Source organism: Bradyrhizobium sp. KZN70725, from assembly GCF_055264925.1.
Genome location: NZ_JBUYWT010000011.1, coordinates 181498 through 207922 on the forward strand (window position 1 = coordinate 181498; position 26425 = coordinate 207922).

Consider the following 26425-nt stretch of genomic DNA (forward strand, 5'->3'; position numbering starts at 1 on the left):
CCACCTGCCGGCCTGTCACTGAAGAGAGCCCTCGACGCTCGGGCTTTCGCCCGAGCGCTTCAGGATGTTTTCTACTCGGCGGCCGTCGACATATAACCGTCGCGCTGGTCCTGCGCCTTGGCGTATTCGGGTTGGAAGCGCACATTGGCGTAGTGCGAGTTCTTCTGTGCCTCTGCAGCTCGCTTGCCGAGTTCTGCCGTATCGCCGAAGCCGAGAACCTGCCGAGCCAACTCGGTCAATGGACCGTCTACCTGGTACTCCGTACGCTGCATCGTGAGCAGATTGATGAGGTAGAGCGGCGTTCCATTGAACTTCTCAAACATCTCGTGCCTGTTGCCCCATTCGGTCAGGAACCGCTCGCTGATCTGACGGAAGATCTTGATGCGGTCGTACGCGCTGATCTCGGCACCGCGCAAAGCCTCGGAAAGCTTCGGACCGATGTAGGGGTCCTCCAGCTCTTTTCTCGACGGTTGGATCACGACGCCGCGGCCGCAGAAATCGATGAGCAAGTTGACCATCTTGTTCTGATTTTCAAGATAATAGGCACGGCCGAAGTCGATGTAGATGTTGTTCGGCTTGAAAAGACCGCCGGGCGTCGCGAAGCCGGTTTCTTCGGCGGCGATCATGAATGCACGGCACGTCTCGCGGAAGCGGATGAGTTCAGCGAGCTGGGCCTGTACGACCGGATTGGTGCTGGTACCCAGCGATTGCGTTAGGAGCAGCGCGAGACCAACCATCAGTTCGGCGTGGACGCAATGCCGGATCTGAGTCTCGAGATGCACCCAGTCGAACTGCCGCTGCGGATACCACTTGGCATGATCGGGATTACCGACGTGTTGGACGCGGTCCCAGGGAATCAGGACATCGTCGAAGTACACCATCGCATCCAATTCGTCTCCGATCGTGGCCAAGGGACGATCGTACGGATCGGCATCTGGCTGAGCGTTCGATTTACGGGCGACGACCGAGATGCCCTTCGTGGCGATCGGTACCAGCGCGTAAACGGTCTGCTCGGGCGTCTGACCGGGGCGCCAGAGGTTTCCAATGAGGAGGTGGTTGACGAACGGAACGGAAGTGCCGATCGCCTTCCAGCCTCGCACCAGAATGCCGTCATCGCGCTCTTCGATGATCTTGAGCATCGGCGTCTCGGCCATCGCATTGTCGCGGCCGCGATCGAACTGCACGTCGAGGAACATCGGCGAGATGGCCAGATCCTGCGAAGTCACTTCTTCCCACTGCCGTTGGATGTTGCCGGAGAGATCGCGCTTCTTTCCGGAGAAGCGGGAGTTTTCCGACCAGGGCTTCTGATCGTCCACCTGGGTAAACATCACGACGTTCATGCCGGCAGGCGGCCTGGTGAAGATGCCGCCCTTGAAATGGCGGCAGAGGAAGTCGCAGTATTGCCGGCGCTTGACGACGTCCTCTTTGCTGCGCGGTAGGAACCAATGCATCGACTGGCGGTTACCGTGCTTGTCGATGAAGGTCGCAATTTCCTGGTTCTTCGGATCGAGGTGGAGATCGTAATATCCGGCGATGGCTTGGGCATAGCCCTTAGTCGCAGGGTGAGTCGTGACGTCCTCGATCAGTTCGCCTCCGACATAGACTTTCCGGCCGTCGCGGAGCGACTCCAGGTATTCATTCCCGCTTCTCATTTCTATTCTCCGTTAGACATGGTTGAGTTGACGTTGAAAAGTATCTGCATCCCAGTAGTCCTCGCTCCGGTGAATGAGGCCGTCGCGGATTACCAACAAATGCACGCCGCGAAGTGAAATCGCCTGCTCGCGCGGCGCGATCGGTCCCATCTGGCTCTTGAGCGTCGCCTTCAGGAGGTAGCTCATCATGGCGACACCGTTCGCACCGACAGCACGCCGTTCCGGTGTCCAGGAAGCGTCGGGAAACCAGCCGAAGAAGCGCTCCAGGCCCGTCGCTATTTCCTTCGGACCTTGTTTGACCTTGCGTTGCGCAATCTCCTCGTGACTGGCGTCGCGCGCATAAAGAGCCGCGACCGCTGCGGCATCGCGGGCGTTGTGGGCTTCGTAGAATCGTTCGACGACCTTCTCGATACTCATGCAGACGCCCCTGCGGATGCGAGGTCCAACGCGACTGTCTTCAAGTAACGGCCCTGCCCGTACAGCAGGGGACGAAGCGACGTAGGCGCCAAGATCGTGCGGATCGCACCGATCACGACGACATGGGTCCCTATCCGTCGGATTTCGGAGGCGTCGCAATCGAACGTTGCGATCGCCTCACGCAGCACGGGTGTAAAAGATGGGACGGGAAGCTCGTCCGCGGGCACGACATAGCCGTCGAGGTACTTCGAAGCACCGGGCTGTGCGCAACGTTGAGAGAGTCCGGCTTGAGCTTCACTGAGCAGATTGAGCGAGAACTTCCGGTCTCTCTCGATGTCCGCGGCCGTGACCGTCTTCGCGTTGATGCAGACCAGAAGGGTCGGTGGCTCCATGCAGACGGGCGTGTACGCGCTCACCGTCATTCCCCACGGCCGTTCTTCCCGAAGCGTGCCAACAACGGCGACGCCTCCCACGATCCGACGCATCACCGTGCGGAAAGCATCGGGTCGCGGACCGGAAGCGAGATCCCAAAGCGCAGCGCGCGCACTAACGCCCTTCTCCAAACGATGTCTCATCGTATAGCCTCCCATCGCAGCCTCGCGCTATTTCCTGCCCCGCTTGGAGGAAAGTGCGCGACATGTTGGCAACGTCACGAGGCTATTCGGGAGAATTACAAGGCGTCCAATCGATATTTGTGATTTCAAATATTTACGCGAATGCTGCGTTTTGCAGGCGATCGGACTGTGGCGGTCAGCAAACCCGGCGCCGCGCCCCACTATCGATGCAATGGATGTCTAACATCGATCGTATGGATATTATGACCCGATCTTTCCCCGGCCGCGGGCTCCCGAAACCATCAAATCAGGTTGATTTTGTTCGGTCGGAACGTGCACACTCCTGCATCGTGCCACTTGCCGGTCAACGGGAGCAGGGCTTTGAACCTTCGCAGCGTCGACCTCAATCTCCTAGTCGTGCTCGATGCACTGCTGACGGAACGAAACGTCAGTCGCGCCGGCGAGCGCATTGGCCTTACGCAATCTGCGATGAGTGCGGCTCTGTCGCGTCTCCGCGAGCTGTTCGACGATCCGCTTCTGGTTCGCTTCGGTCGAGGGTTGGAGCTGACGCGAAACGCAGAAGAGCTCATCGTTTCGGTGCGGGAGACGCTGGAGCGCATCGAGCAGACGCTTTCAAAGAAGGCGCATTTCGATCCTGCCGAAAATTCGCGTAGCTTTTCGATAAGTGCTTCGGACTACGCCGTCCTGGTATTGTTGACGCCGCTGGTGCGTGCGCTCACCACCGAAGCACCCAACGTGACCGTTCATCTCCTGCCGCGCGCCCGCGACCCGGGGCGCATGTTGCAGAGCGGCCAGGCCGACCTCGTGATCGAGCCCAGCGAACTGTTTGGCGACGCCGGATTCCCGTCGACGCCTCTACTTCGCGACCGCTGGCTATGTGCCGCCGACGCCCAACATCCGCACATCGCGAAGGATTGCTTGACCCACGAACAGTTCCTGGAACTGCCGCATCTCGTCTATGGCATCGGTATGGACCGGCAGCTAAACTTGGCCGACCAACGCCTTGCCGAGATGGGTATCCAGCGGCGCATTCACGTCACGGTCGAAAGCTTCCTGCTGGTTCCGTTTCTCATCGAGGGTACCCCGCTCATCAGTCTCGTGCTGGAGCGCGAGGTCCGGGCGCTGCATTCCTGCCCGAGGCTCAAACTATTCGAGCCCCCCATTGCCTTGCCCGACATTCACGAAGCGATGTATTGGCATCCTCGACATAACAACGACCCCGCACACGCCTGGCTGCGCAATCGACTACGCCTTGTAGCCGCCGAAATCGCTTAGCGCGATCGACATCGGCAACCGGGAGGACGGCAACCTCAAGCTCCATGTCCACGCGTTGGGGTACTAGGGGCGCTGTCGCACAGATCATGTGGGAGGCCGACGACGCTTGGCGCGAGAAACCGCGCAGCGTCACGCTGTCCGATCTCGTTCCTTTCAAAGGAAACACCTGCGGCGCTCTGGAAGGATACCTTTGCGTGAACCTTAACCCGCGCGGGATGAATGCGCTTCGATTGCCCTGGCAGAATGTTCGCCGCTGATCGCGGCCGAGTCGAAGACAAGGCTTTCGGCCGGCGCGGCCAAAGATAGACCGTTTGCTTTGCATTGGCTGTAAAGGAGGTCGATGACTTCGTTGCGGGCCGCCGTCCAGCCGGCGGGACTCTCCACACGGAATAACAACTCGACTTCAATCGCGGCGGCGTCAATCGAATTCAGGGCGACAATCGGCGACGGGTCCTGGACGATCCGCGTGCTGGCATCCAGTACGGACCGCATGACTTGCTCGACGAAGTTTGGCGTCGTGGTGGCAATGCGTACGGTCAACGTTATCTGGTGCGTCTCGTCGGGGCGGCTGAGATTGGTAACACCCTGTCTTGCCAGGATGCTGTTCGGCACAACAACGACATTGTACCCTCCGGTAAGCAGATTGGTCGAGCGCCAGTTGGTCTCAACGACGCGGCCTTCCGTGCCATCCTTCAATTGGATCCAGTCGCCTATGGCATAGGCCCTCCCCAGCGTCAGCGCGATCCCTGAGAAGACATCGCCAAGGGTATTTTGCAGCGCAAGGCCGAAAATGATCGCGACGACGCCTGAGGTCGCGACCAGCGTACCAACCGGGACACCGAACACAAAACCAATGATCGACAGCACCACACCGAGATAGATGACACCAACGGCCATGTCCTGGATCAGGTGCGCTTCCCGTGGCCGACGATTGAGCAACATATAGATGTGGACTAGGCCAATGATGGCCCATGCGAGATGGGTCCACCACAGGATCCTGGCCGATATGGAGAGCAACGCGCCGAGACCCCGCAACTGGGCGCCATCGACGCGATGCGGAGCGATGCCGCCCAGATAGAGCGTAAAACTCATGCCGATAAAGAACAGGATCTGGGCGATCAGTCGGCCGGTCGGACGGTTGCTCCCCTGAAGATGCCAAACGACGATACCGGCAATTCCGAGGATGCTGGTCAGAACAAGCGGCATCATATGATCTTCGTTTAACATGATTGGGATTCAGCAATAGCGGTCGGTTGCCACCGACGGAAGGGCCCTACGCTCAGGTGAAGCTACGCATCAATGAGCCCACGCCCTGGAGGTGTGCCCAATTACCCCACATGCATTCGAACACCCTTGGCCCCGTTGAGGAGCCGCTTCAGATGAAAATTCGCCAGCGGGTCGGCGGCGTTGAGACCGACCAGTGCTGCGAAGGCTGGCACCACGTCAGTGTCATCTGCCTCCAACTTGTTAAAGGCAGTCGCGTACTGTGTCGCGGCCAACCCATAACTCTCCGCAGCTGACAAGGGCTCGTGGGCGCGTAGCGCCTCACTTCGTCCCCGCAGAACAAGGTCGCCGATCGGCCGCCCTCTGAACTCCCGAACCTTACATGCGATCGAGTCGCTGACGCAGATCCGTGTGCCCAATGTCTTGTTCGCCGCCTCCAGTCTGGCGGCAGTGTTAACTGTGTCCCCGTAGGCTGTGTAGTCAAAGTAACGGCCGCCGCCGAAATTGCCGACCAGCGCAGGTCCGGCGTGGACGCCTATCCGCGTGACACCGAAGTCAACGCCCCTCTGTTTCCAGCGCTCCCGAAATGTTTCGGCCCATCGATCGAGCGCCTGCGCGCAGGCGATCGCGCGGGCGGGGTAATCGATCTGGTCGCCAGGTGCATTGAACAGTACCTGAATGGCGTCACCGATCACCTTCGCCACCGTCCCTTCATAGGCGAAGACGACCTCCGTCAGTCCACCGACATATTCGTTGAGCAGATCTCTCAGCACATTCGAATCGGCCGTCTCGACGAGTGACGTAAACCCTGTAATATCGGTGAAAATCACTGCAATGTCGCGCCAGTGGACCTGCATTCCATCGTCGCCATCTACAGCAGCAAGGCGCTTGGCGAGCTCAGGCGAGAAATATCTCGACAGCGACGCATGAGCCCGCTCCGCGTCCGCCTGTCGCCGGCGTGCTTCGCGCAAGACCTCGATGTGACGGATGGTCTTCTGGATCGTGGATTCCAGGTCGGCGAAATCGATGGGCTTGGTCAGGAAGTCGAACGCGCCGCGATTCATTGCGGTACGTATGTTGCTCATATCGCCGTAGGCCGACACGACAATCGCCACCTTCTTGTCCTCTCGCTCCTGCAGTTTCGCCAACAGGGAAAGGCCGTCCATGCGCGGCATGTTGATGTCCAAGACCACGAGATCGACATGCGGATGCTGCTCGATCGATTGCAGCGCTTCAAGACCGTCACGCGCGAACACGAAGCTTAACTGCCGTTCGCGAATCTGCCGGCGAAACCTCCGGAGGACGAGCACCTCCAGATCCGGCTCGTCATCGACTACAAGAACGGTGGAGGTCATGCGGGCTGTTCCAATCTCGCCTGGATCGCCTGGCGGACCTGGCCGAAGTCGATCGGCTTGGTCAACAGGGCGTGTGCCCCCCGTTCAAGTGCCGTCTTGCGCGTTTCGGCATCCCCGTACGCCGTGATCATGATCACCGGAACGTCGGGCCGCCGAGCGCGAAGCTCCGGCAGCATCTCCAGCCCGCTCATTCCGGGCATATTGATGTCGGAGAGGATGAGGATCAGCGTTTGCTCGCCGGTATCGGAAATGCGGTTCAGGGCCTGCGCTGCCGATCCGGCAAAGTCCATCACAAAGCGCCGGGCGCGAAGCTCGCGTCGAAATTGCTGGCGAAACAGAACCTCCAGATCGGGTTCGTCATCCACCACAAGAACCGATACAGTCATAGTCAGCCCCCGATACTGTGAGAAAGACCGATGTTGCGCGGCAGCAGGATGGTGAACTCGGTGAATTCGCCGGGCTCAGTCTCGACATCGATCCTGCCGCCATGTTGCTTCACGATGATGTCGTGGCTCATGGAAAGTCCGAGGCCCGTTCCCTCGCCCGGCGGCTTGGTCGTGAAGAACGGATTGAACATCTTCTCCTTCACCTCGGGCGGAATACCGACGCCATTGTCGCGGATGCGGATTTCGACGTATTCGCCGCGATCATGCGTGACGGCGCTGAGCGCGGGTTCAAATCCGGGATCACCGCGCTCACAGCGCTTCGCCACGGCATAGAAGCCATTGGAGATGACGTTCAGCAGCACCCGCGTGATCTCCTGCGGGAACACGTCGGCGATCCCGGTGTTCGGATCGAACTCGCGCCTGAGGGTGACGTTGAACTGCGGTCTCTCGGTGCGCGCGCCATGATAGGCAAGATTGAGGCTCTCTTCGACGAGCGCATTGACGTCGGCAGGCCGGTGCTCGCCGCCGCCACCACGCGAATGCAGGAGCATGTTCTTGACGATGGAGTCGGCGCGCTTGCCGTGCTGCACGATCTTCTGAAGGTTGTCCGTTAGCAGCTCACTCAGTTCATCCACTTCGCCGCGGATGTCGTCCGGGAGCATGGCCGGAGTGAGGAGCTCGTTCAACTCGCCGGTCAGTTCGACCGAGAGCGTGGCAAAATTATTGACGAAGTTGAGCGGGTTCTTGATCTCGTGCGCAATGCCAGCAGTGAGCTGACCGAGCGATATGAGCTTTTCGGTCTGCACCAGGCGGTCCTGGGCCGCGCGTAGATCGTCGAGGGATCCAGCGAGCTCCTTCGTGCGGGCCTCTACTTCTTCGAATAACCGTGCGTTCTCGATCGCGATCACGGCCTGATCGGCGAACGTCTTGAGAAGGTTGATCTGGCTGCCAGTGAAGGTTCCGGGTTCGACGCGCGAAACGCCGATCGTACCGATCGCCACGCCTTTTCGGAGCATGGGCACGACCACAATGCTTCGATATCCCCTCGCGCGTGCCATACTCCTGATCGCCGGATGCACACCCGGTTCGGTCTCGATATCGGAGCGAAATGCAATCGTCGACGTGAGTGCGACCCGGCTGTGGATCCCGGAGGACGTGAGTGGCGCGGGAAATGAGATTCGGATCTCCTCATCACCGGCCACGCTTCCTGCCGTGCATGCCGCCAGATGAAGCATGTCGCCGACGACACGTGTCACGAGCGCCGTTTGGCCGGCAAGCAATCGCCTCGCGCTTTCGGATATGACGTCGAATACCGGCTGCACGTCAGTTGGCGAACTGGCGATGACATTGAGGATTCCTGCCGTGACGGACTGCCGCTCCAACGCGATCGCGAGTTCGCCCTGCAGGCGGGCATTCTCGGCTACTCCGCTCTGCAGTCGTTGTTCGAGCTCATCGACCCTGTTCCTCAGGTCGGCATCCATTGTGCTGATCATCACTTCCGGATTCAGCGCCCACACCCCGATTGCGACTAGGCCAACCCGAGGCCGCCGTCGATGGCAACCACCTGGCCGGTCATCCATTCCGAGGCTGAGCCGGCAAGCCGGACAATCCATTCTGCGACATCGTCCGGAACGCCGCGCCGCGCGAGCGGGATGCGCGCACGCTCCTGTTCCTTGACCGCGGCGGCCTGTTCCTGGGTCAGTCCCATCATGCCGGTGAGGGCGCCGGATTCCGTTGGCCCAGCGGCGACAGCGTTCACCCGTATGCCGAATGGCGCAAGCTCCAGCGCCCAACAACGGGTCAGGTGCTCCAGCGCGGCCTTGCTCGCAGCATAATGAGACAGTCCGGCCGCGGGTCGGTGACCAAAGGTGCTCGACACGTTGATGATGGTGCCGCACCTCGTCTTCAGGTGCGGAAGGGCAGCGGAGGCAAGCAGGCTAGGACCGAGCACATTAACCGAGAAGATATCCATGATCCGATCGGCCGTGGTATCGGCCAATGGAAGGATTGCGCCCGCGCCGGCGTTGTTGACCAAGGCGTCTATTCTGCCCCAGAGATCCATCGCCTTGGCAATTGTGCGCCTGGCATCATCGATCGAGGCCGCATCCGCAACGATACCCGCGATGTTCGGATGCTCGGCGATCGTTTCGTCCAGAGGACCCGCCCGGCGGCCGGTCACGAGCACCTTGTCGCCCTGGTTGGCAAGGCGGATTGCCGCCGCTCGCCCGATCCCTGAAGTGCCGCCGGTCAGGACAATGACCTTTTCTTCGCTATGCATGTTGATCGCGTTCCTTTGCGGTTACTGGGCGGTCCAACCGCCATCAACCGAGATCGCGGTTCCGGTGATCTGGTCGGCGGCGGACGAACATAGGAAAGCGACAGTGCCGCCAAGCTGCGCCGGAGAAACAAATTCGAGGGACGGCTGCTTCTCCGCCAGGAGTGTCCTGGCCGCTTCCGTCCGGCTGACCCCTCTTTGCACAGCGATGTCGTCGATCTGCTTGTCGACGAGGGGCGTTCGCACCCAGCCCGGACAGACTGCATTGCATGTGACCCCGCTCCCGGCAGTCTCCAGGCCGACTACTTTGGTCAAGCCGACCAGCCCGTGCTTGGCCGCGACGTAGGCTGCCTTATGCGTCGAAGCGACGAGGCCGTGCGCGGAGGCAATGTTGACGATCCGCCCCCAGCACTGCTTCTTCATCTGCGGGACCGCCGCCGCAATGCCGTGGAACGCGGCCGACAGATTGATCGCCAGGATCGCGTTCCACCTGTTGGCTGGGAACTCTTCGACCGGCGCAGTGAATTGGATGCCGGCATTGTTGACGAGGATGTCGAGCCGGCCGAATTTCTCGACCGTCGCTGCGATCAATCCGCGCACGGCCTCCTCCTTCGACATATCGGCGCCATCGTAAACGGCGCGCACACCATGCTCGCGTTCGATGCCGCCTCGGATCGCCTCGATTTCGCTGGCATCGCCAAAGCCATTCAAAACGATGTCTGCCCGGAGCTTAGCCAACTCCCTAGCGATACCGAGCCCAATACCGCTGGTCGATCCGGTGACGACGGCTACCCTGCCCTTCAACATGGGACTTCCTTTCGATGGTTTGGGATTAGATTTGCCGCGAGATCAGTCACGGCGGTGGATATCGTGCGTGACAATGCCGAGCTCGGGAGCAGGCGGGTCGAGCCGCCGCGGATCGGCCAACGTACGGCGGATATCCTCCAGACCGCTCTGCCAATGCGCCCGCATCGCGTTCAACCCAAATTCGTAATCCTTTGAATGGCGCTCGTAGATCTTGGACTGGTAGATCAGATGGATGATGTTGCAGGAGCGATGGCGAGCCATGTCCGCGATGGCGCGGATTTCCGGATCCTGCTTCGCGCCATCCGGTAACATTTCGAGCATTCGCTGCAGCGCCTGACGCATCTTCTGCATCCGTAGCGCCTGGTCCGTGATGGCGCGTGTGCGGCTGGAATACTGAATGTCCTTCTGGCGGCTCGACACCTCCATCAAGTCATTCGGCACACGGCCCCGTGCCGACCAAAGATCGACCTGGAAGGTCAGCGTGTCGCGCGGCTCGCTCGACAGCACTCGGGATAGAGGCGTGTTCGAAACGACGCCGCCGTCCCAATAGTGCTCGCCGTCGACCTCGACCGCAGGGAAGCCCGGCGGCAGGGCACCGGATGCCATGAAATGCTGCGGTCCGATCCGGCGTTCAGCCGTGTCGAAATAGGTCAGGTTGCCCGTACGGACGTTGACCGCGCCAACGCTGACGCGCACCTCCCCGGCGTTCAGCCGATCAAAGTCGACAAGCCGCTCCAACGTCTGCTGCAATGGTGAGGTATCGTAGAAACTCGTCGCCGCGTTGCCCGAGAAGGGCGACAGGAACGGTGGCGGGAAGCGTGGCTTGAAAAAGCCGGGTTGCCCCTGCAAGAGGGCCCTGAGCGCCGCCAGGGCATTGTGCGCTGAGCGGAGATCGAAGGCGAACGGCATCGCATTGGCAAGCCCTTCGCCGACCGGCCATTCCACCGCCGCCGCGCAGATGCTCTCCCAGAACTTGCGTAGCCGTTCGATCCGCTCGGCCTCGGGCGAGCCGGCAATAATGGCGGCGTTCAGCGCGCCGATCGAAATGCCAGCCAACCAGTTCGGCCGTATGCCGGCTTCGTGCAGGCCTTCGTAAACGCCGGCTTGATATGCACCAAGCGCGCCGCCACCCTGCAGCACCAAGGCCACGACATCATATGGCAATGGCTTGGCCGCTTGCGGCGCCGGATCGATATCCCCGCGCATGACGTTCAGCATTTTCTGGAGCTCCGGATGTAGGGCTGATCTCGGTCAGCCGGCATTTGCTTCGATCAAGACGTCCGAGACCGAGCCGCGGCCCTGGTCGGTGGCAAGATAGTCATGGACCACGCCGCCTAGCCCGAGCGTCAGGTCCACGACGAGGTGCTTGGCCGACAGCACCTGCAGCACCGGCAACTCGGCGACGGGTGCCAGGGCATGCGAGTACAGATCCAGGGCAGCGGGGCCGGTCCAAGCACCCTTCACGGTGATGTCCTTTAGGTGGAAACGCACCAGCTCGCAGATGCGCGGCGAACCATCGACATGCGGAATGATCTTGAGCAGGAAATTGGGGGCTGCGAGCTTGCGGGCTTCCGCCGCCGTATCGAGCGACCGGTGCTTGTAGCCCATGGTGCCGGTCGCAATGCGGATTGAGCCATAGTTCAAAGTGCCAACCAGCGTATCGATTTCGACCTCGAGCTTCGGTTGCGCCAATTTCTTGGGAAACCCCCATAGCTCGCGCCCGCCCGCAATCGGCGGATGGTCGTTCAGGAACATCTGATGGGTGAAGCCGCCCAGCTGGCCCCTGTAGGATACGGGAATAACCTGGCCGCTCTCGGTGTAGTCGCCGAAGCCGGTGGAATCCGGCATGCGAATGAACTCGTAGTTCACTACTGGTTCGGTGATCTCCAGCGGCTCCGGCACCACGCGGCGCAGCGCGTCGGGATCGGTGCGGTACTGGATGATGAAATATTCGCGGTCGACGAAGCGGTAAGGACCGGGAGGAAAGGCCGGACTGCTCAGCGGCATCGCGAACGACGATGCGCGCACGGTCTCGTGTTTCACGGTGGTAAGCTCCAAGCTTGTCAGTGGCGGGCGCGGTCGCCGCTTGTCAGCGCCCGCCCCTGGTTCGGATTTGAGCCAACAATCGGTCAGTAGTCCCAGAAGGCCGGCACCCAACGAAACGCGTCGCCTGCGACCGCAACATGACCGACCGACGGGAACGGCATGTGCGTGGCCACCAGCAGTTCGCGGTTCGCCGCCAGTTCGCGCAAAAGTTCGATCCGGACGCGAGCGGCTTCCTCGGGATCGTGCTCGAAGCCGTTGTGCCAATCCGGGTGCTCGAACCCGACGGTGAAGACGAGGTCGCCAGCGAATGTCAGCCGGTCGCCGCCGGATGCCACGCGAACCACGCTGTGTCCGGGAGTGTGGCCACCGGTGCGGCGGACTACGACGCCCGGCGCAACTTCGTGCTCATCTTCGAACGTCCGCAGCTGGTTGTGGTACTCGTTCGCGAACCGCTTGGCGGTGGCCCGAAGCGCGTCCGGGAATCCCGGCGGCATGGAGACGCGGGAGAAATCGGGCGCCTCCCAGAATTTGACCTCCGCGGCCGCCACGTGGATCCGCAGGTCCGGACGCAGCCGGTCCTTCACGCCCTCGACCAGCAAGCCGCCGACATGGTCCATGTGCATGTGGGTCAGCACCACGTCGGTCACGGATGCCAGGTCGATGCCGGCGGCTTCCAGTCGCTTGACCAACTGCCCGGCCCGCGGCAGGTGCAGATCCGGGTCCAGTCCGAGACCCGCGTCGATCAAGATGGTCTGCGCGCCGCTGCGTACCACGACCACGTTCAGTGCCCAGTCGAACGCGTCCGGCGGCAGGAACATGTCGTCCAGCCAGGCGGCGCGGACGGCCGGGTCGGCGTTGTGCGCCAGCATCTTGGACGGCAGCGGCAGCACGCCGTCGCTGATCACCATAACATCGATGTCGCCGATTTTCAGCGCGTAGCGCGATGGTACCAATTCGTCGGGCTTCGATCTAACGGAGCGTGCGGCAGTGTCTAAGTTCATGGTTGTCTCCTGTTGAGTATTGCGAATCATCCGATCCATCTTCGAGAACTTCAGCGCTCGATCCTGAGCGGCTCGTGCTTTCGCGCAGAAAGCGCGGTCAATGCTCGTGAGGTGTTTAGAGATCAGTGACACGCTCCGGATCAGCGGAAGCAAGAGCAGCGGCACGCTCGACCCGCGGCGGATAGATCCAGACGGTATTAATCTCCTTCTTGGTCTTCTTGGCTTCGTCGCCAACCATCTCGACCTTGCGCTCCCAGCCGCGCGTGAAGAGCGCACCGGCTTCTCCTAAGTCGAGACAAGTGACGTAAGCCTTCTGGCGGTACGGTTTGGTAGGGACGCCGAGCAGCTCGGCGGCCGCATTGTTGCCGGCGAAGGCGCCCATCCGCGTGGCGTGTTGGCAGGACATCAGCGCGTAGTTGCCAACCTCGTCACATGCCGCCCTCGCCGCATCGCCGGTCGCAAAGACCCCAGGCACCGACAGCACGCGCAAGTCGGGATCGACGAGCAGGCGCCCAAAGTTGTCGCGCTCAGCGGGAATCTGCGCGGTTAGCGGAGCGGCACGCATGCCGGCCGCCCAGATCACGGTCCCGCTATCAATATGCTCGCCGCTGGAAAGCGTGACGCCGGACTTGTCGAGCGAGGTAACGCCAACGCCGAGCCGGGCCTCGACCCCCAACTTGCGGAGCGCGGCTTCGATGATAGGACGAGGACCTTCGCCCATGTCGGGGGCGATCGCACTGTTTCGTTCGACGATGATGACACGCGGCTTGGCATCCTTGCCGAGGATCTCACGAAGCCGTGCGGGCATTTCTGTCGCGACTTCGATGCCAGTGAATCCGCCGCCGGCCACGACAACCGTGTCGCGCATCCGTGATACCGGCCACCCCACCAAATGATGCAAATGCCGGTCGAGGGCGATCGCGTCGTCGAGCTGGTCGACGCTGAAACCGTGTTCAGCGAGCCCGGGGATACTGGGACGGAACAGCCGGCTACCAGCTGCGACAATCAATCGGTCATAGGTGAGTCTCTGCTTCGCACCCTTGGCCGCAACGATGTCTACCACTTGAGACTTGGTATCGATCGACTCGGCGCTGCCTTTCACATAGGCAACGTCAACGGCCTTCAGCACATCCAGGAGCGAAGCTGTCAGGGTCTCCGGTTTCGGCTCATAGAGCCGCGGTCGAATCACCAGCGTCGGCTCCGGTGAAACCAACGCAATTTCGAACGCCTCGGGCGAAACGCCCTGGATGTCGCGCAGCCGGGCCGCAGAGAGAGCGGCATACATGCCGGCGAATCCGGCGCCAATGATGACTAGTCGCATTTGATTACTCCTTGGGTTTGACTCTCTTCGATGAAGGCACCGGGTTAGGCGCTCACGAATTTCAGCAAGTCTGCGTTGATGATATCGGGATGCGTCGTACACAGACCGTGCGGTAGCAGGTCGTAGATTTTCAAAGTGCTTCGTTTCAGAAGCTTCGCCGACAAGGTTGCAGAATCGCCAACGGGCACGATCTGATCGTCGCCGCCATGCAGGACGAGCGTGGGGACGTCGATGTTCTTCAGATCCTCGGTGAAGTCGGTTTCCGAGAAGGCTTTGACGCCATCGTATTGTGCCTTGGCGTTACCCATCATTGCTTGGCGCCACCAATTCCAGATCACCGCCGGGGACGCCTGTGCACCTGGGCGATTGTAGCCATAGAACGGGCCACTCGCGAATTCGAGATAGAACTGTGCCCTGTTCGCTGCGAGCTGCTTGCGCAATCCGTCAAGCACCTCAATGGGCACGCCCGCCGGATTGGCTTCCGTCTTCAACATCAAGGGAGGCACGGCCCCGATCAGGACCAGTTTGGCCACCCGGTTCCTGCCGTGGCGTGCGACGTAGCGCGCTGCTTCGCCGCCGCCCGTGGAATGACCAACGTGAATGGCATTGCGAAGATCGAGATGGTCAACGACAGTCGCAACGTCGGCTGCGTAGTGGTCCATGTCATGGCCATCGCTCACTTGACTCGAGCGGCCATGACCTCGCCGGTCATGCGCAATGACTCGATAGCCCTTGCCGACGAAGAACAGCATCTGCGCGTCCCAATCGTCGGAACTGAGCGGCCAACCGTGATGAAAGACGATCGGCTGGGCGGACTTCGACCCCCAATCCTTGTAGAATATCTGCACGCCGTCCTTGGTCGTCACAGAAGTCGCGGGATCGCTTCCTTGTGTGGCCGACATCGAATGGTCCCTTTCGTTGCCAATCGCCGAAGGCGAGCGAACGGTCAGCGATGTCGCGCAAATGAGCGTGCTCGCCAGCAAGTTTCGACGCGACGTGGCGAGGCCGCTGAAGGCCTTTTTGGAAATCATCTGTTGGTCTCCGTGTCGTCAGATTTCTTGCGGCTATCTAGGGGAGCTCGCGGACCACTGCCCAAGAGCGATTGCGCCGATTGCAGCGCGATTGCTGCTAACGCATGCTGCGCCGCCAATTGGTCGGCGTTTCGCCGGTGAACCGTTTGAATGCCGCGGCGAACGCGGTCTGAGAGCCGTAGCCAAGGACCTCCGCGACCGCGACGACCGATGCGTCCGTGTCGCGCAGCATCTCCATGGCCTGCTCGAGCCGTCGCTGGCGGAGCCAGGCATGAGGCGAAAGGCCTGTGCTCTCCTTGAAGGCACGGCAAAAGTGGTAGCGCGAGAGGCCGGCCTCGAAAGCGAGTGCTCCGAGGGAAACGTCCGCATCGTTATCGGAGCGCAAGCGCTCGATGGCGCGGCGCAGGACATTTGGCGACAGGCCGCCCAGAGCTGGCCGGACCGTGATCGACGAGCCAGCATGTGCTGCCAAGAGGCGCGTTGCCAGAAGGTCCATCAATTGCTGCCTGAACAATGCTTCCAGCGTCGCGTGTCCTTCCAGAACATCCACTGCACTCATCAGCAACCGGGATGTAACGGGATCCGAGTACACTGTCCGCTCCAGAAGATCGCCGGGCGCGGCCACGTAGGCTTCGTCGGCAACACGCGAGAGTGTTGCCTGCGGAAGATAGAGCTGAAGGACATGCATCGGCCGGTGAATATCCCACCGAGAGGTCGAACCAGCCGGAATGAGCGTCACGACGCCGGGACGAGCCGTTCCGATCGCAACTGATCGTCCGGTGCGCCGCTCGAGCCGTTGTACGCCGGTCGGGTAGGTCATGATGACGTGATCGACCATCGGCTTGACGATGTCGTGTACGGGCTCGTGCTTCCAGTATGCAATCGTGCCGCTGGACGGTTCCAAAGCAACGCGAAAGGGCTTAGTCCTGAGCACGCGTGCCATCTCTTCATTGGCGGGGCGCCGCTCACCGACCGGCAGGTCACTCCTATGCGCCTGCGTCGCGCCGGGCACATTGTCCAGGGGGGCGCGCAAGATGGGCTTGCTCATGAACTTCCACTCGCATTGGGGAAGAGCGTTCGTTCCGCGCGTCTGCGGATGCATCGCTTCCCGTGTGCTGCGATCATGGCGGTGAGCGCTGTACGAGGGCATCGTGCAGCGGGTCTGGTCGCGCTGGTTCAGCGGATAGGTCGACCTATACCTCGGTATAGTTCGGGAGAGATTGTCCGCATCGCGGGCGCAATTCCTTGCAAACGCAGGCGCTCATGCAAACGTTGGCGCACTTACCGAATGAGCGCGACAACGCTGGAATCGGGACCGGCAGTCGCCGGCACCGGAAGCGTGAAGCGAAAATGCGCGCCGCCATTTGGACGATTCGCGCCCAAAATGCTGCCTCCGTGCGCCCTAACGATCGACTGGCAGATCGCGAGGCCGATGCCAATTCCTGCATCCTTGGTGCTGAAGAAGCTGTCGAAGATGCGCCCGATATCTCCGGTGGCGATACCCGGCCCATTGTCGAAGACGGAGAAGCCGACCGAGCCTTCTTCGGTGACCGACGTCTGGACGTCGATTCGACGTGTCGGTTGACCGGAGTGCACGATGGCCTGGACGCTGTTGACGAGCAGATTGATAATCACCTGCTGCAGCTGAATCCGGTCACCAATCACTTGGGGAAGCCCAGATGCAAACGTCGTCGACAAGGCAATTGATTTTGACTCAATGTCGTGGCGAATGAATAACAGCGCTTCTTTCGCGACGTCATTGATATCCATGAGCCGCTTCTCTGGTTCATGCTTCGCCGCCATGCCTCGTATGCGATGAATGATTTCGCTCGCGCGCCGCGCATTCGCCACGATTCGGGACGTGAGCTGGGTGACCTTTTCGATGTTTTGATCTGCGCGCGCCAGCCACCTCAAGCTTGCCTCACCATTGGTCACGATGGCCGTAAGCGGCTGATTGATCTCATGCGCGATCGAAGTTCCGAGCTCCCCAAGAGTTGCGATGCGGCCAGCATGCGCGAAATCAGCTTGCAGCTTCCGAAGTTGCCGTTCGGCGTTCAAGCGCTCACTGATGTCCTGGATGGTGATGAAGGTGTTGTCGAGTTGCTCGGGGGGCACAGGATATGTGACCGTGAACAGGACATCGATGAGCGAACCGTCGAATGCACGGATCCTGGTCTCCTCTATGAGATTGCGTCGACCTTCAAAGTGAGCCACCATGACCCGCTCGGCGAGCCCCGGGACGGCGGCAAACAGGTATCGAACCGGTTTGATTAGGTCGGCGGGATTGCGTGCCCGAAACAGTGAGACTGCATCGTGGTTGACGTCCGTCACACGAACGACGTCCTTGGCGTGCTCGATAAGATCAGGGTGTGTCGCCAGATAGGAAGCAATATCGCGAACACCCTTCGCCTTCAGATCGTCGAAGACCTCGCCCGCGCGTCGGGAATCGACCTGCCAGAGAGCCGTCGGTAGATACTGAATGAGCTTGCGATATCGATCCTCGCTCGCGTGCAACTCCCAGGACGTGCGGTCATCATCGATCGCGCCGTTGATCGTAACGAGCACGGTGCCCGACGGCTTCGGGTCCGCAGAATGCCAGGCCCTGATGATGGGGTTGCGTATCGCGCCGCTCAGGACCATTCTGCGGGTCTCGAGGCGCGAGCGGTCTGTGGCAACGTCTCCGATTAGTCCGGCCAGGATTGAGCGGCTTTCAGCCGGCCAGAACGTACCGATCGGTTGACCGATCATCTGCTCGTGCCCTGCATGTGCCCCGAACATGCGAACCGCGCGATCATTGACAGCCAGAATTCGAGTGGCGGTAAGCAGTCCGTTGACCCAGTCCGGATGCTGATCAAGGTCGATAGCGGCTCCGCCACGCCTGTGCTTCGCGATTGCATCGAGCAGGGGCCGGGCCGGCGAGGCATCAAGCTCCCAAGCAGCGGCCAGAGATCCCTGCAACTCGGCATCCATGCGCAGGTACGCTGCTTCGGTTAGTGGTCCTGCATTTCGGCCACACTCAACGATGTCAAGGACCGCGCCGGTTGCGTCTCGTCGCACCACCTGCCGCACGGCCGCCGCAACCTCGACCCCGGTCAGGCTACGCCGAAAGACGATACCTTCCCATCGACCTTCGCGGAGCAGTATGTCGATGTGATCGACACCCGAGTGGCCGTGCGAGCCGATCTCTGCCACGTGTCGACCGACCATCGCCATGGAAGGCCAGCCGTACAGGACTTCCGATGCGGCATTCCAGTACTGGATGACACCGTGCAGGTTGCTGACGATGATGCTTTCGGACACAAGGTCGGCCAGTTCCGTGCCGGGAGCAGAGGCAACGAGATTCGGCTGGCCGCCTTGCGATATCTGTCGGGCGAGATTAGTCATCTGATGGTGGATCCCGTCGCTCGTTGCGTCGCGAGCGGCCTGCGCAGTTCATTGCGTTCTGCAGGAGATGAAAGAGCACCTCATCATTGACCGGCTTCGTCAGGCAGGCATAGGCACCGCCCCTCAGTGCGCGAGCCTCTGTCGCCGGGCTTGTGTCCGCGGTGATGAAAATGACCGGCATTGACGAGCCCAGCTCGCGCAATCGCTCCTGTAGTTCGAGCCCGCTCCGGCCGGGCATGCTCACATCCGTGATCAGGCAATCGAAGCGGCCTGGCACAAATTCAGCCATGAACGCCTCCGCCCGATCAAACGAGCGACACGCAACGTCCAGGACCAGGAGGAGATCGCAAAGAGCCTCTCGTACAGCTTGGTCGTCATCTACGATGGCAACTAGGGGCGTTTTGGACAAACAGATGACTTTCGCTGGCATGGCCCGCCGATCATCTGCCCATTGCTGATCGGGTTGTACCTATTCCTTGGTGTAGGATGGGCTACCTCCCGCGAAGTTCCGCAGGAAGTGCTTCCCAAATCCGGATCAAGTCTCCGACGGACGTTGCTTGCAGCTTTCTCGTCGCGTTGCCGCGATGCAACTTCACAGTGATCTCGCTGATGCCGAGATCAAAGGCGATCTGCTTGTTGAGGCGGCCCCTTGCTACCTCGCCCAGGACTTCACGTTCGCGCGGTGTCAGCGTTGCGAAGCGGGCGGCGTGTTGCGTTATGCGCCTGGCCGCGGCTCTTTGCGAGACATCCTTCTCGATCGCCGCCGCGACGGCGTCGAGGAGTGTCTGGTCTCTGACTGGCTTCGTCAGGAAGTCGACGGCTCCCGCCTTCATTGCCTGGACGGTCATGGCTATATCGCCATGACCCGTGAGGAAAATGATCGGCCTCGTGTTGCCGTTCAATGCCAGACGCTGTTGCAGATCCAGCCCGCTTGCTCCGGGCATGCGAACATCGAGAATCAGGCAGCCGGGCCGCTCCGGAAGATCGGCACGCAACAATTCCTGCGTCGAGCCAAAGCAGCACGCGTCGATGCCGACCGATAGCAAAAGCTCCCGAAGCGCCGACCGGATCTCCTCGTCGTCGTCCACGATCAAAACAAGTGGGCGGTCTGCAGTGTTAGTATTGAGAGTCATAGGTAAGCGCGCTACGTGCGATGAAGGCTGCGAGCCCGTGGATACGGTTGCCCTAAGCATTTGCGTGGCCTCCTGATCGCTTCTGCCCCGCGGTCTTTCGCTGCTTTTTCGCAGATGCCCGTAAGGTCCATGTCATGACACGGCCGTCACGGTCACTTGGCTTCTACGGCGTGTTTCTAGGGCTCGCAGGGCCCCCGCGTCTTTCCCAAAGCCGTCATGTCTTGCCTCATTCCGTGCCAAACGAGGACCATGCGACTGCGAGTCGCGGAATCACGTGTGCTTGCGAATCGTTGCGACCTGCGCTCCGGATTTCACCCCAGTTCCTGGCGGCAGTTGATTGGGTCGACCGCATTGAAATTGCTTCCGAATCCGTTGCGACTTTCGCGACGATTTGCCCTCACGAAAAGTTGCGCGTCGCCGGGTGGCCGTGGACAGCCGCTTGCCTATTTCCGATAATGCACCGCAAAATTCGCAGGGCGATCAGCGCCTGCGGTCTAACCTTCCGGATCAACTCAAATGGCACAGGCCGGCGTCTACGGATCGAGGCTCGGACGACCCCTGCAGGCGAAGAACGCACCTTCGCTGATTGCACGTACGCTGCGCAGTTCCGAGCTGGCGGTGACCGAAACCCGAAACGACGACCCGGTGCCGAGCCTTTCCGGTTCGCTGCCCTCCGAGGACGCCTACCTCGTCAGCCTCAAATTTCGTGATTATCCGGACTGCGAGTGCTGGGAGCGGGGCCGATGCGTCATCAAGACGAATGTCCACGGCGGCGCGACCTATCTCTACGATCTGAAGCGCGATCCGCGCTACGTCATCGACAAGCCGTTTCACTCCCTCTTTTTCTATCTTCCGCGCTCGGCCCTTGACGACATTGCGAGGCAGGCCGGCGCACCGCGCATTGGCGAGCTTGCCTATGAGCCGGGTATAGGCCACGACGACGCAGTCGTCCGTAACCTCGGTGCGTCGCTCGTGGAAGCTTTGCGTCGAGCGGACGAGACCAACCAGCTTTTCGTCGACCACATGTTGCACGCACTTACTGCGCACGTCGCTCAAACCTACGGTGGCCTTCGGCGTAGCGCCAAGACGATACGCGGCGGCCTCGCTCCGTGGCAGTTAGACCGCGCTTGCGATATGCTCAATGCCGATCTCGCCGGAAAGACTCCTTTACGGCAGATCGCAGCCGAGTTTGATCTTTCGGTCGATCATTTCTCGCGGGCGTTCCGAATCTCCACTGGTCTGCCGCCGCATCGATGGCTACTTCGCCGGCGGGTGAAGACGGCCGAGCAGTTGATGACCATCCGCGATCTGCCGCTGTCCGAGGTTGCGAAATCGGCTGGGTTTGCCAATCAGAGCCACTTTACGAGGGTATTTTCAGCAATGGTCGGCGTCAGTCCGGGAGCGTGGCGCCGAGGAGTGCGAGGCGCGTCGGATAGTGAGGGGTAATCAGGGTTACGCATAAAGACGGTCTGCGACCTACACAACCGCAACGTATGCATGGCTAGGCCGACCCTCATGACGATAATCCCGGCGAGCAGCACCAATTCCTAGCCGTCCTCGCACGACAACTAAAAGGCATTTTCGACGCCCAACTCATGGAGCGAGCTTCAATAGCGCGCGCGCCTCCGGCACGGTCGCTGGACGCCGCCCGTATCGACCGCAGAGTTCGACCACACGCTTGACAAGCGCAGCGTTCGACGGTGCAAGCTTCTCACGATCCAGTCGCACATTGTCCTCAAGTCCTGTGCGGCAGTGTCCACCGAGTTCAAGAGACCACGCATTGAGCGTGATCTGGTCCTTTCCAATGCCGGCGCCGGTCCAGGTCGCATCAGGCGCCAACCGGTTAAGGGTCTCAATATAGAACTCAAACGCTGCTCGATCGACGGGCATTGCGTTCTTCACGCCCATTACGAATTGGACGTGCAGCGGTCCTTTGATCTTGCCGATCTTTTGCATAGCGATGGCCTGGAAAATCATCGATAGGTCGAACGCCTCGATCTCCGGCTTTATCTCATGAGCCAGCATCTCGGAGGCCAACCAGTCGACGAGTTCGGGAGCATTCTCGTAAACGCGCGTGGAAAAATTGCACGACCCGGTCGACAGCGACGCCATGTCCGGCCGCAGTGACAGCATTCCGCCTCGCTCCCGGCCTGTGCCTGAGCGCCCTCCAGTCGAGAGCTGCACAATCATGCCGGGACAGTATTTCCGGAGGCCTTCCAGCAAACGCCCAAAACGTTCGGGATCCGATGTCGGCTTACCCGCATCGTCGCTCGAGTTGCTCCGGGCCTATTCCTCATCCTTCATCAATCAAATCGAACAACATGCGATAATTCTTCTCGGAGTCGCGTGCTCTGTCGCGCACGCGGAATATCGAAAGCCCGTATTCGGTGCCGGCATCGTGCCGTAGGCGCGTGGTGCCCCTCGTCTGCTTCCTTCCGACCATCTCCGGCCAATTTCTCAACTTGACCTACCAGATCGCGCCAGACCTCTCCTTGTCGCGCGGATACCATTTCTAGACGGGTCGCGGGTCGATGACGCCTGGACAATCAACCTATCCCATGTGCCAGGCACACCACCGCGGTCGCCGGCGCGGTGCTGTTTCGTATCGATCCGGCGCCGTTCCAGTACAAAGTCAACCAGCTCGAGGCATCGCTTGCGCAAACACGCCAGCAGGTCAAGCAGCTGAAGGCCAGTTACGAGCGGGCGACGGCGAATGTCGACGGGCTACGGCATCGACCCCGAAGGCAGACATCGCTTCTGCACTTGAAACTAGGCCGCCGGCGATATTCGTTTCCCGAACAATACGTGGGCTTATGGTGCGCGCTCCGAGGGCATTCGTCTTTGCTGCAGCTTCAAGGAGTTGCGGATGTGGACAACGAGGCTGGGGATATCCGTGCCGCAGGGATGCCTTGCCGTCTCTTGTCAGCGACCACTCTTAAGAGACGGCGGCACTCCCGGCATAATGGGCGCGGGGTTACGTTTCAGCGGGACATGATGACCGGCAAAGCCCATGGCCCGACCTATCGCGGATGAAGCCCAATTTCCGGCAAGGGACCGCTTCGGAAGTCCTCAAGCTTCGCGATCACCGCACCCAAGGTTTGAGTTAAGAAATCAATTCCCCGCCGCGGGTAAATGCTGCCGCCGTCCGCAGCGCGGCGCCGTGGAGAGCCTGCTCCCCACTACTTTCGATTATGCGGGCGTCCACGGATTTTTTCTCTACCGGTGATTGCGCAAGGCGACGCCAGCCAAGTATTCAGTCACGCGGTGGCGACAATCCACTCCGAAGAGCTGCAGCAGGCTCGGCGGGGATAGGGCGTCCCCGGCAGATGAGTTCTAGAAGCTGGTTTTGCGAACCGAGCTGACAAGCCAGGATTGCCGGCGGCGGCTTGCTCGCCCGCTCTTCGTTGAGGAGCTGCGAATGAAGCTTCCGGACCTGGATGTTTTCGTTCGTGCAGGGAAATGCACAAGCGATCCCCGCTAAGGACGTTCTTCAACCGGAGCGGCGAGTTCGCCGCCTAGCAACATGCGCTCCGCAGCCCGACCGGCCATGAACTCGATGCACTGAGTATATCGGCCCATGCCTTGGCGTCGAAAACCCGCCCGTCATCTCCGTTATTGGACTGGCCCTGTCGATCGCAACGCCGGTTTCAAGACGGTGCTTGTGTTCTTGCGTCGGCTGCCAACATCATAGCGGCTGCTGAAGCTTGCCGACTTGCAGATGGGATTGGGCTGAAATCTCGGTGCACCGCAAGTTCACCGCCTGCGGCAAGGTCGGCTGGGTTGATACCCGGATCGAGTGAGGCGAAGTGATCAATTCGCCAAGGACGTCTCTGGTAGGCCCTGCCGATTTCTCCTACTGGTACCTTCCGATGCGCGGAGGTTTACTTTGCTTCGCAATCTCTGACGATGCGGCCATCACGGGTCGATACCACGATCGGCGGGGTGGTGTAGTCGTCGCCTCAATCGCCACAATCTGCTTCAGGATGGATTATGCTGCACTTCCCTTGCACTCTCGTAATGGTTGCTGTTGGATAAGTGGGCGTCACATTGGCGTGTCGCGAAAACATTTCATTGTCTATTTGAGGAGGAAAGTATGCTTCGGATCACTGCTCTTATTTTCTTCGCCCTTACCTGGTCCGCGAATGCCCAAACAAACCGCACCGAGTTGAAACGCGCCGACCTAAGCGGCACGAATATGGAGATTGTAGTCAGCGTCGTCGACGTACAGCCCGGAAATAATCTCATTCGCCACACGCATCATGGCGAGGAAGCCGTTTACGTTCTAGAGGGCGCAACGTTGGCGCTACCCGATGGAAAAGAGGTGCCATTTCCTACGGGAGCAGCAACAATCAACATTCGCGACGTGCCCCACGGTGGTTTCAAGGTGGCAGGCGACAAAACCCTGAAGATGTTGACGGTCCATATCGTCGATAAGGGTAAACCAATGATGGAGCCTGCAAAGTAAGAGGTCCCGTCAAACCGACATCAAGAAAAAGCGGTCGCAAACGCGCACCCGCTTTTTCTGCTTGAGAAAGCTACGCCGGGGCATTCTCGAATCCAGATGGTCGCCTCCGCGCCCATCCGCCCCTCGGCGACGCGCTCAACGCCGCATCGCTATCTCGAAGTAGCTCCAGCTCGGGGGGCACGTCGCCTTCCGCCACGGAAAGGACAGCGCATGGTCATTAAGCGTCGGCACTTCAAGCAAGAGCACTCTCTGGAGGAACGCCTTACCGAAGAGGCCAAGAGTCTTCGTGAAGAAGCAAGCGTACTCCCCGCAGGTATGGAAAAAGAGCAGCTACTTAAGAGAACCCGGCAAGCTGAGACCGGCGCGCATATGAGCGAGTGACTTCAATCTTCCGGGTTCTGGCCCCCCATATGAACCAATCAGCGAAGCCAAGCGCCGGACGAAAGATAGCGGCCGGGGCGTCTGTTTTGCTCGCCCTGCTACTGATGGGTTTTTTCTTTGTCGCGTTCTAAGGTAGGCCCGCAGCGAATGTCCTAACTAGGACGGCACCCAATCGCATGACCCCAGGCCGGCGAGAATCTGTTCGGCTAACCGAATAAACACGACTTCAGCTGAATGTTTATTTCGGTTCGCTAATAACGCTGGCACTCCGCGGATCACCCAGGTCAGCAAAGACCTTTTCGCGTAGTCTTTGCAAAAACGGCCCCAACGCGGTGAGGCGCGGCGCGGAGGGGCCGAGTTGCCACGATCACCTGCACGCCAAAACCAGCATCACTGGGCCGTTTATCCTAACGATCGATAATAGGAACGATCGGCTTGGCAACGAGTCGGCTCAGGTCCCCCAGCCGATCCAGCCCCCCCCCGGCTGCTGGAGGAAAACCCGCATTGTTCGGGTTGGCGGCCCTCGGGTTGGGGGCGTTTCAATTCGCTGGACGCATGAAACCCTTCAATTTCACAGGTGGTGTTGCAATGGAATTTATTGGACGCCCGATGAGAGGCCGATTCCTCGTTCGGCAAGGCGGCAACGGCTGGATGGTCTACGATAGCGAATGCAAAGGACCGGCCCAGATAGAAAAGGACGGCGCGTTCGCCGAGAAGCTGACAAAAGACCAGGCTGAGATTTTAGCGAAGCTATTCACGAGTCGCGAAAAGCGGCCCCTGACGTTAGAATGGCCTCAACGCCCGCGGAGAGCGCTAAGGCCGCGGTAATAGTCCCAGTCCATCGTTTAGATTTGACGTCGTGGACTGCTGCTCGTTCCCTGAACAGAACGGCCCCGGCGAGACGCTGAGGCCGAGTCGACGGCCCTAGCGAGGTGCAGCCGGGGCCACCGGTTTAAACTGATTGAGAATGTACCCCGGATCTTCGGGGGCAAGGAAGCGTTGGCAGGAACTAGCTTTGGGTGGCCGACGTTACTGCCGCGACGGTCAATTTTGCAAACCGCCCCGACAATAGCCTGATCTTCTTCGGACCAGCCAACGGCCGCGACCTTTTATTTTGGGATAGAAGCAATGCCGGACAATTTAACCAACCGCGTCCAGCCAGATCGCTCGAAGATCAACATGCACGAGCCATACGAGGTGAAGTATTGGACCCATGCACTTGGTGTGTCGAAGAATGACCTTCAGAAGGTCGTCGAAAAGGTCGGCAACTCCGCTGCTGCGGTCCGCAAGGAATTGGGTCTGCCCGACAAAGCTCAAGAATGACCAAACCGACCTGTCCGATTTGCTTGGGGTTGGGCTGGGTCTGCGAGAACCATCCGCACTTGCCTTGGACGGCGGAGGCACATGGCTGTCAGTGCGGCGCCGGCATGCCTTGCGAGTGCAATCGGGCGGATGGGATTGATGAGCCTGATGCGAGCAAGGTCATTGAGCAATCCGAATAAGATATTGCCGTCTGGCAATTCGTAGGGCTGCGCTGCATGGACGCTACCGACGAGCTAGGAAGGCGCCTAGCAAGAATGCAACGGTGCCGCGCGGCAATCAGGATGGAAGCAGAGCGTCAATCAGGATGAGAGAGCGTCGCCGAGCTCGTGACGCAGGGAGGGCGTAGCCCGACCGGAGTTACGAGCTCGGCGACG

Annotated in this window: 22 protein-coding genes and 2 pseudogenes; 5 read left to right on the top strand and 19 right to left on the bottom strand. The window is 60.4% G+C overall.

The window, feature by feature from the left end; translation table 11 throughout:
- Nucleotides 1–71 precede the first annotated feature (71 nt).
- The 3 genes from ACZBJS_RS13610 to ACZBJS_RS13620 are packed head-to-tail and all read right to left on the bottom strand — an operon-like array spanning nucleotide 72 to nucleotide 2644.
- Entirely contained in the window at nucleotides 72–1652 is a 1581-nt protein-coding gene (locus tag ACZBJS_RS13610) for a 4-hydroxyphenylacetate 3-hydroxylase family protein (RefSeq protein WP_168855299.1), read from the bottom strand.
- Between the two features lie 12 nt (nucleotides 1653–1664).
- Nucleotides 1665–2069, bottom strand: a complete 405-nt coding sequence (locus tag ACZBJS_RS13615) for a nuclear transport factor 2 family protein (RefSeq protein WP_253625479.1) — start codon at nucleotides 2067–2069, stop codon at nucleotides 1665–1667.
- Complete coding sequence (locus tag ACZBJS_RS13620) at nucleotides 2066–2644, bottom strand: flavin reductase family protein (protein WP_316397996.1); 579 nt, start codon at nucleotides 2642–2644, stop codon at nucleotides 2066–2068. Before ACZBJS_RS13620 ends, ACZBJS_RS13615 begins: the two co-directional genes overlap by 4 nt.
- Before the next feature lie 360 nt (nucleotides 2645–3004).
- Between ACZBJS_RS13620 and ACZBJS_RS13625 the strand changes: the two genes are divergently transcribed.
- The gene (locus ACZBJS_RS13625; RefSeq protein WP_463438797.1) at nucleotides 3005–3919 is read left to right on the top strand and encodes a LysR family transcriptional regulator; all 915 of its coding nucleotides are present in this window, start codon (nucleotides 3005–3007) and stop codon (nucleotides 3917–3919) included.
- Between the two features lie 201 nt (nucleotides 3920–4120).
- Here ACZBJS_RS13625 and ACZBJS_RS13630 read toward each other — a convergent pair whose 3' ends face one another.
- From ACZBJS_RS13630 to ACZBJS_RS13700, 15 genes and pseudogenes are all read right to left on the bottom strand, one after another.
- On the bottom strand, nucleotides 4121–5146 hold the full coding sequence (locus tag ACZBJS_RS13630; protein WP_168855297.1) for a mechanosensitive ion channel family protein: 1026 nt from the start codon (nucleotides 5144–5146) through the stop codon (nucleotides 4121–4123).
- A 101-nt stretch (nucleotides 5147–5247) separates the two neighbouring features.
- Nucleotides 5248–6498 carry an adenylate/guanylate cyclase domain-containing protein gene (locus tag ACZBJS_RS13635; protein WP_076826849.1) on the bottom strand — a complete coding sequence of 417 codons (1251 nt, stop codon included), beginning with the start codon at nucleotides 6496–6498 and terminating at the stop codon, nucleotides 5248–5250.
- Nucleotides 6495–6884, bottom strand: a complete 390-nt coding sequence (locus ACZBJS_RS13640; RefSeq protein ID WP_076826847.1) for a response regulator — start codon at nucleotides 6882–6884, stop codon at nucleotides 6495–6497. The genes ACZBJS_RS13635 and ACZBJS_RS13640 overlap by 4 nt, the downstream gene beginning before the upstream one ends.
- A 2-nt stretch (nucleotides 6885–6886) precedes the next feature.
- Nucleotides 6887–8302, bottom strand: a pseudogene (locus ACZBJS_RS13645) (GAF domain-containing sensor histidine kinase); the annotation flags it as partial.
- A gap of 110 nt (nucleotides 8303–8412) precedes the next feature.
- Nucleotides 8413–9162 carry an SDR family NAD(P)-dependent oxidoreductase gene (locus ACZBJS_RS13650; RefSeq protein WP_076826845.1) on the bottom strand — a complete coding sequence of 250 codons (750 nt, stop codon included), beginning with the start codon at nucleotides 9160–9162 and terminating at the stop codon, nucleotides 8413–8415.
- 21 nt (nucleotides 9163–9183) lie between these two features.
- Complete coding sequence (locus ACZBJS_RS13655; protein WP_168855294.1) at nucleotides 9184–9966, bottom strand: 3-hydroxybutyrate dehydrogenase; 783 nt, start codon at nucleotides 9964–9966, stop codon at nucleotides 9184–9186.
- A 42-nt stretch (nucleotides 9967–10008) separates the two neighbouring features.
- A complete protein-coding gene (locus ACZBJS_RS13660) occupies nucleotides 10009–11184 on the bottom strand; it encodes a DUF3734 domain-containing protein (RefSeq protein ID WP_463438798.1) in 1176 nt (391 codons plus the stop codon).
- Between the two features lie 33 nt (nucleotides 11185–11217).
- Nucleotides 11218–12009 carry an acetoacetate decarboxylase gene (locus ACZBJS_RS13665; protein ID WP_316397992.1) on the bottom strand — a complete coding sequence of 264 codons (792 nt, stop codon included), beginning with the start codon at nucleotides 12007–12009 and terminating at the stop codon, nucleotides 11218–11220.
- Between the two features lie 86 nt (nucleotides 12010–12095).
- Complete coding sequence (locus ACZBJS_RS13670; protein WP_463438802.1) at nucleotides 12096–13052, bottom strand: MBL fold metallo-hydrolase; 957 nt, start codon at nucleotides 13050–13052, stop codon at nucleotides 12096–12098.
- Between the two features lie 76 nt (nucleotides 13053–13128).
- Nucleotides 13129–14334: an NAD(P)/FAD-dependent oxidoreductase gene (locus ACZBJS_RS13675; RefSeq protein ID WP_463438799.1), complete on the bottom strand. Its 1206-nt coding sequence runs from the start codon at nucleotides 14332–14334 to the stop codon at nucleotides 13129–13131.
- Nucleotides 14335–14378: 44 nt separating this feature from the next.
- Nucleotides 14379–15236, bottom strand: coding sequence for an alpha/beta fold hydrolase (locus ACZBJS_RS13680; RefSeq protein WP_076826970.1), 858 nt, complete (start codon nucleotides 15234–15236; stop codon nucleotides 14379–14381).
- Nucleotides 15237–15462: 226 nt separating this feature from the next.
- Nucleotides 15463–16413, bottom strand: a complete 951-nt coding sequence (locus ACZBJS_RS13685; RefSeq protein ID WP_463438800.1) for a helix-turn-helix transcriptional regulator — start codon at nucleotides 16411–16413, stop codon at nucleotides 15463–15465.
- 233 nt (nucleotides 16414–16646) lie between these two features.
- Nucleotides 16647–18749: a PAS domain-containing sensor histidine kinase gene (locus ACZBJS_RS13690; RefSeq protein ID WP_463438801.1), complete on the bottom strand. Its 2103-nt coding sequence runs from the start codon at nucleotides 18747–18749 to the stop codon at nucleotides 16647–16649.
- Entirely contained in the window at nucleotides 18742–19179 is a 438-nt protein-coding gene (locus tag ACZBJS_RS13695; RefSeq protein ID WP_141340811.1) for a response regulator transcription factor, read from the bottom strand. The genes ACZBJS_RS13690 and ACZBJS_RS13695 overlap by 8 nt, the downstream gene beginning before the upstream one ends.
- A gap of 61 nt (nucleotides 19180–19240) precedes the next feature.
- Nucleotides 19241–19882: a response regulator transcription factor gene (locus ACZBJS_RS13700; RefSeq protein WP_141340810.1), complete on the bottom strand. Its 642-nt coding sequence runs from the start codon at nucleotides 19880–19882 to the stop codon at nucleotides 19241–19243.
- 516 nt (nucleotides 19883–20398) lie between these two features.
- Between ACZBJS_RS13700 and ACZBJS_RS13705 the strand changes: the two genes are divergently transcribed.
- Nucleotides 20399–21328 carry a helix-turn-helix domain-containing protein gene (locus tag ACZBJS_RS13705; RefSeq protein ID WP_141340809.1) on the top strand — a complete coding sequence of 310 codons (930 nt, stop codon included), beginning with the start codon at nucleotides 20399–20401 and terminating at the stop codon, nucleotides 21326–21328.
- A 147-nt stretch (nucleotides 21329–21475) separates the two neighbouring features.
- Here ACZBJS_RS13705 and ACZBJS_RS13710 read toward each other — a convergent pair.
- Nucleotides 21476–22138: pseudogene (locus ACZBJS_RS13710) on the bottom strand (3-oxoadipate:acetyl-CoA acetyltransferase); the annotation flags it as partial.
- A 1837-nt stretch (nucleotides 22139–23975) separates the two neighbouring features.
- Between ACZBJS_RS13710 and ACZBJS_RS13715 the strand changes: the two are divergent.
- The 3 genes from ACZBJS_RS13715 to ACZBJS_RS13725 all read left to right on the top strand — a co-directional run bounded on the left by ACZBJS_RS13715 (nucleotide 23976) and on the right by ACZBJS_RS13725 (nucleotide 26051).
- Nucleotides 23976–24347, top strand: a complete 372-nt coding sequence (locus ACZBJS_RS13715; protein ID WP_016844188.1) for a cupin domain-containing protein — start codon at nucleotides 23976–23978, stop codon at nucleotides 24345–24347.
- 210 nt (nucleotides 24348–24557) lie between these two features.
- Nucleotides 24558–24728 (top strand): hypothetical protein, encoded by a 171-nt coding sequence (locus ACZBJS_RS13720; RefSeq protein WP_168855288.1) that lies wholly within the window; start codon nucleotides 24558–24560, stop codon nucleotides 24726–24728.
- A 1128-nt stretch (nucleotides 24729–25856) separates the two neighbouring features.
- Nucleotides 25857–26051, top strand: a complete 195-nt coding sequence (locus tag ACZBJS_RS13725; RefSeq protein WP_016844186.1) for a DUF3606 domain-containing protein — start codon at nucleotides 25857–25859, stop codon at nucleotides 26049–26051.
- The last annotated feature ends 374 nt before the right edge of the window (nucleotides 26052–26425 follow it).

Excerpts from the sequence above, each read along its gene's own strand:
- ACZBJS_RS13630 (WP_168855297.1), bottom strand. The coding sequence starts at position 5,146 with ATGTTAAACGAAGATCATATGATGCCGCTTGTTCTGACCAGCATCCTC.
- ACZBJS_RS13670 (WP_463438802.1), bottom strand. The coding sequence starts at position 13,052 with ATGGATCGGATGATTCGCAATACTCAACAGGAGACAACCATGAACTTA.
- ACZBJS_RS13610 (WP_168855299.1), bottom strand. The coding sequence starts at position 1,652 with ATGAGAAGCGGGAATGAATACCTGGAGTCGCTCCGCGACGGCCGGAAA.
- ACZBJS_RS13720 (WP_168855288.1), top strand. The coding sequence starts at position 24,558 with ATGGTCATTAAGCGTCGGCACTTCAAGCAAGAGCACTCTCTGGAGGAA.
- ACZBJS_RS13640 (WP_076826847.1), bottom strand. The coding sequence starts at position 6,884 with ATGACTGTATCGGTTCTTGTGGTGGATGACGAACCCGATCTGGAGGTT.
- ACZBJS_RS13695 (WP_141340811.1), bottom strand. The coding sequence starts at position 19,179 with ATGCCAGCGAAAGTCATCTGTTTGTCCAAAACGCCCCTAGTTGCCATC.
- ACZBJS_RS13690 (WP_463438801.1), bottom strand. The coding sequence starts at position 18,749 with ATGACTAATCTCGCCCGACAGATATCGCAAGGCGGCCAGCCGAATCTC.
- ACZBJS_RS13680 (WP_076826970.1), bottom strand. The coding sequence starts at position 15,236 with ATGTCGGCCACACAAGGAAGCGATCCCGCGACTTCTGTGACGACCAAG.
- ACZBJS_RS13705 (WP_141340809.1), top strand. The coding sequence starts at position 20,399 with ATGGCACAGGCCGGCGTCTACGGATCGAGGCTCGGACGACCCCTGCAG.
- ACZBJS_RS13725 (WP_016844186.1), top strand. The coding sequence starts at position 25,857 with ATGCCGGACAATTTAACCAACCGCGTCCAGCCAGATCGCTCGAAGATC.
- ACZBJS_RS13655 (WP_168855294.1), bottom strand. The coding sequence starts at position 9,966 with ATGTTGAAGGGCAGGGTAGCCGTCGTCACCGGATCGACCAGCGGTATT.
- ACZBJS_RS13635 (WP_076826849.1), bottom strand. The coding sequence starts at position 6,498 with ATGACCTCCACCGTTCTTGTAGTCGATGACGAGCCGGATCTGGAGGTG.
- ACZBJS_RS13620 (WP_316397996.1), bottom strand. The coding sequence starts at position 2,644 with ATGAGACATCGTTTGGAGAAGGGCGTTAGTGCGCGCGCTGCGCTTTGG.
- ACZBJS_RS13660 (WP_463438798.1), bottom strand. The coding sequence starts at position 11,184 with ATGCTGAACGTCATGCGCGGGGATATCGATCCGGCGCCGCAAGCGGCC.
- ACZBJS_RS13685 (WP_463438800.1), bottom strand. The coding sequence starts at position 16,413 with ATGAGCAAGCCCATCTTGCGCGCCCCCCTGGACAATGTGCCCGGCGCG.
- ACZBJS_RS13615 (WP_253625479.1), bottom strand. The coding sequence starts at position 2,069 with ATGAGTATCGAGAAGGTCGTCGAACGATTCTACGAAGCCCACAACGCC.
- ACZBJS_RS13675 (WP_463438799.1), bottom strand. The coding sequence starts at position 14,334 with ATGCGACTAGTCATCATTGGCGCCGGATTCGCCGGCATGTATGCCGCT.
- ACZBJS_RS13700 (WP_141340810.1), bottom strand. The coding sequence starts at position 19,882 with ATGACTCTCAATACTAACACTGCAGACCGCCCACTTGTTTTGATCGTG.
- ACZBJS_RS13715 (WP_016844188.1), top strand. The coding sequence starts at position 23,976 with ATGCTTCGGATCACTGCTCTTATTTTCTTCGCCCTTACCTGGTCCGCG.
- ACZBJS_RS13650 (WP_076826845.1), bottom strand. The coding sequence starts at position 9,162 with ATGCATAGCGAAGAAAAGGTCATTGTCCTGACCGGCGGCACTTCAGGG.